Annotated in this window: 2 protein-coding genes and 3 pseudogenes; 2 read left to right on the forward strand and 3 right to left on the reverse strand. The window is 61.7% G+C overall.

What is annotated here, in order from left to right:
• Nucleotides 1-77: SEC-C metal-binding domain-containing protein (locus A9D60_RS27330; protein WP_175392878.1), on the forward strand; the 77-nt coding region annotated here is incomplete at its 5' end.
• 599 nt (nucleotides 78-676) lie between these two features.
• Here the strand turns inward: A9D60_RS27330 and A9D60_RS25370 are convergent.
• Together A9D60_RS25370 and A9D60_RS02895 are read right to left on the reverse strand one after the other, a co-directional pair.
• Nucleotides 677-888, reverse strand: a 212-nt coding sequence (locus tag A9D60_RS25370; protein ID WP_141117798.1) for a transposase, incomplete at its 5' end; no start/stop codon positions are given.
• Between the two features lie 23 nt (nucleotides 889-911).
• A pseudogene (locus A9D60_RS02895) lies at nucleotides 912-1,124 on the reverse strand (transposase); the annotation flags it as partial.
• Nucleotides 1,125-1,380: 256 nt separating this feature from the next.
• Here A9D60_RS02895 and A9D60_RS02900 point away from each other — a divergent pair.
• Nucleotides 1,381-2,559: pseudogene (locus A9D60_RS02900) on the forward strand (IS110 family transposase); the annotation flags it as partial.
• Between the two features lie 136 nt (nucleotides 2,560-2,695).
• On the opposite strand, the pseudogene A9D60_RS25375 reads toward A9D60_RS02900, so the two are convergent.
• A pseudogene (locus tag A9D60_RS25375) lies at nucleotides 2,696-2,926 on the reverse strand (transposase); the annotation flags it as partial.

Raw genomic sequence — 2,926 nt, forward strand, 5'->3', positions numbered from 1 at the left:
GCCGAAACGAACCCTGTCCTTGCGGGTCGGGTAAGAAGTTCAAGCAGTGTTGCGGGCGGCGTTCCATGCTGCACTGACCCGTTCGCACCTAATGTGATCCGAGGCGGATGATTGCAATCGCGTTGCAAATAATCTGATCTCATTCGCAATTAATGTGAGTTTGAGCCCCCGGATAGACGCAAACAATTCGAGCGAAAATTCACGATGATTGCAAGCCGAACTCTGGATAAGTGCAATCCGCTACAACTAGGGAAACTGTATCAGGATTCTTGTCCGCCTTCTCTAATTGGGCGTTTGGGTCAAGCTCGTTTTCCTTCCTTGTACGAGATCATTGTCGCTCATCCGGGTCACGCTTCTCTTCACAGTCTGGGTGATACCGGGTGAGGGCATCGCTGCACGCATGTGTCGGATTGGTTGTGGAGGGCCTCGCTTTCGGACGCGCTTCTCGTTGCCCAGCAGACATTTTCGGCTTCTTCCACGAACCTCGTCCGGTGAGGACGATCCCATTCAGTTCTGGTATTGGGCTATTAGGTCATGCCATGCCCTCCACCGGCCCTGAACGGAACTCGGTGCCATCTACCCACATGCGATGGTGCAGAACGGCCAGTTTGAGGGCGACAGCCACGACAGCGCGGCGACGGAGACTGTGCGGAATTTTGTGCCCCGGCGCCATTTCTTACGCCAATGGGAAGCGTTCCTCGAACATGATGGCGAGCTGGCTTTTCACCGCATGCCATTCGCGCACTGACCGCTTCCACTCCGCTGAGGTAGCATTCAGCGCCAGATAGATCAACTTGGCCGCCGCCTCATCGCTGGGGAAATGGCCGCGGGTTCGGACCGCGCGGCGGATTTTCGAGTTCAGCGCTTCAATGGCATTGGTAACCGGTANTTTTGTGCCCCGGCGCCATTTCTTACGCCAATGGGAAGCGTTCCTCGAACATGATGGCGAGCTGGCTTTTCACCGCATGCCATTCGCGCACTGACCGCTTCCACTCCGCTGAGGTAGCATTCAGCGCCAGATAGATCAACTTGGCCGCCGCCTCATCGCTGGGGAAATGGCCGCGGGTTCGGACCGCGCGGCGGATTTTCGAGTTCAGCGCTTCAATGGCATTGGTAACCGGTATGAAGATCCCGGTGCYGATGTTCGGCCCCGATTCTTGSATCAGGGTGTATGCTGCGAGCATCCGGGACAGAGGCACCGGGAGCACGAAGGTGCGGGCAGGCCGATGYATTCGATGAGCTGCGAGCTCGTGTTAGTAGCTGGCCGCCTCTGCGACTCGCCCGGTTGCGCCGAGAGCGCGGATCCGTAGTTGTCGTGTCGCCCGCCGCTCCCGCTTTTTGTCACTGGCAAGGGAGGCGCGCATGCGACGCGTGATTGGCATCGATATCCACCGCACCTTTGGGGAGGTGGTGATCTGGGAGAGTGGCCTGACCCGGCACGAAGGCCGGGTCGAAATGACCCGCACGGCCCTCGAGGGCTTCGGCAGGCAACTGAAGAAGTCGGACGAGGTGGTGATCGAGGCGACCGGAAACTGCATGGCGGTATCCCGGATTCTATCGCCCCATGTGAAACGGGTGGTGATTGCCAATCCGCTTCAGGTCAAGGCAATCGCCCATGCCCATGTGAAGACCGACAAGGTCGATGCCGGCACGCTGGCCAGCCTGTATGCGGCCGGCTACCTGCCGGAGATCTGGACTCCGGATGCGGCGACGGAGCGGATGCGCAGACTGGTGGCGCGCCGTTACCAGGTTGTCCGGCACCGGACCCGGATCAAGAACGAGGTGCATGCCATCCTGCACGCGCACCTGATCCCCAAATGCCCGCATGCCGATCTCTTCAACAAGCGCGGCCGCGACTGGCTGACCCGCCAGCCGGTGCCGGAGGATGAACGGGCCGCGATTGCGCGCCATATCCGCGAACTCGACCGGCTCGGCGAGGACCTTGCCCAACTCGACCGCGACATCGCCCAGGACGCCTTGGAGGACGAAGCCATCCAGCGCCTCCTGACCATCACCGGCGTCAATCTGGCGGTCGCAGCTGGGCTGATGGCCGCGATCGGCAGCATCGAGCGGTTCAAGTCGCCGCAGAAACTGGTGAGCTATTTCGGGTTGAACCCGCGCGTGCGCCAATCCGGACTCGGTGCCGCCCACCATGGCCGGATCAGCAAGGCCGGCCGCAGCCATGCCCGCGCCATGCTGGTCGAGGCGGCCTGGGCCGCGGCGAAAGCGCCGGGTCCGCTGCGCGCCTTCTTCATCCGCATCCGGGCGCGGCGCGGACATCAGATCGCCGCCGTCGCGGTGGCCCGCAAGCTCGCCACGCTGTGTTGGCACATGCTGACCAAAAACGAAGACTATCGCTGGGCCCGTCCGAGCCTGGTCGCCCACAAGCGCCGCGCCATGGAACTGGCGGCCGGGCAGCCACAGGAAAAGGGAAATCGGCGTGGTGCAAGCTATGCCTACAATGTGAAGGAGCTGCGCCACCAGGAAGCCAAGATCGCTGAGCAAGCGGAGAAAAGCTACGAGCACTTCGTGGCGGCCTGGCGGCCACACCCTCCAAAACAGGGCGGGTGTGCGGCCGCCTCAAACCGGCAGGGACTGAATAGGCTGCCCGGTGACGCTTCCAGCCGACACGCCACGCTTCGCCCCGAGGTCGACCGCACTGCCAAAGAATAGARGRTTCCGGCGGAAAAGTCTTGTCGATCTCATCCGTCGTGTAAATCAGCCTGCGCACCTCGGGCGGATAATCCAGGAACGGAATGACCTCGTTCCAGGCCCGCCGCCAGCTCGGCGCTATGGCCGGATAGCGCTTTGACAGATCGCTCGCTTCAAATTCAGTTAGCGCGGCTTCGGCCGCCGCGGCATCAACGGCCGTATAGACCGCTTTCAGAGCCGCAGCGACGGCCTTGCGGTCCTTGTAGCTGGCAAA

The organism is Leisingera sp. JC1, from assembly GCF_001679925.1.
GTDB lineage: Bacteria > Pseudomonadota > Alphaproteobacteria > Rhodobacterales > Rhodobacteraceae > Leisingera.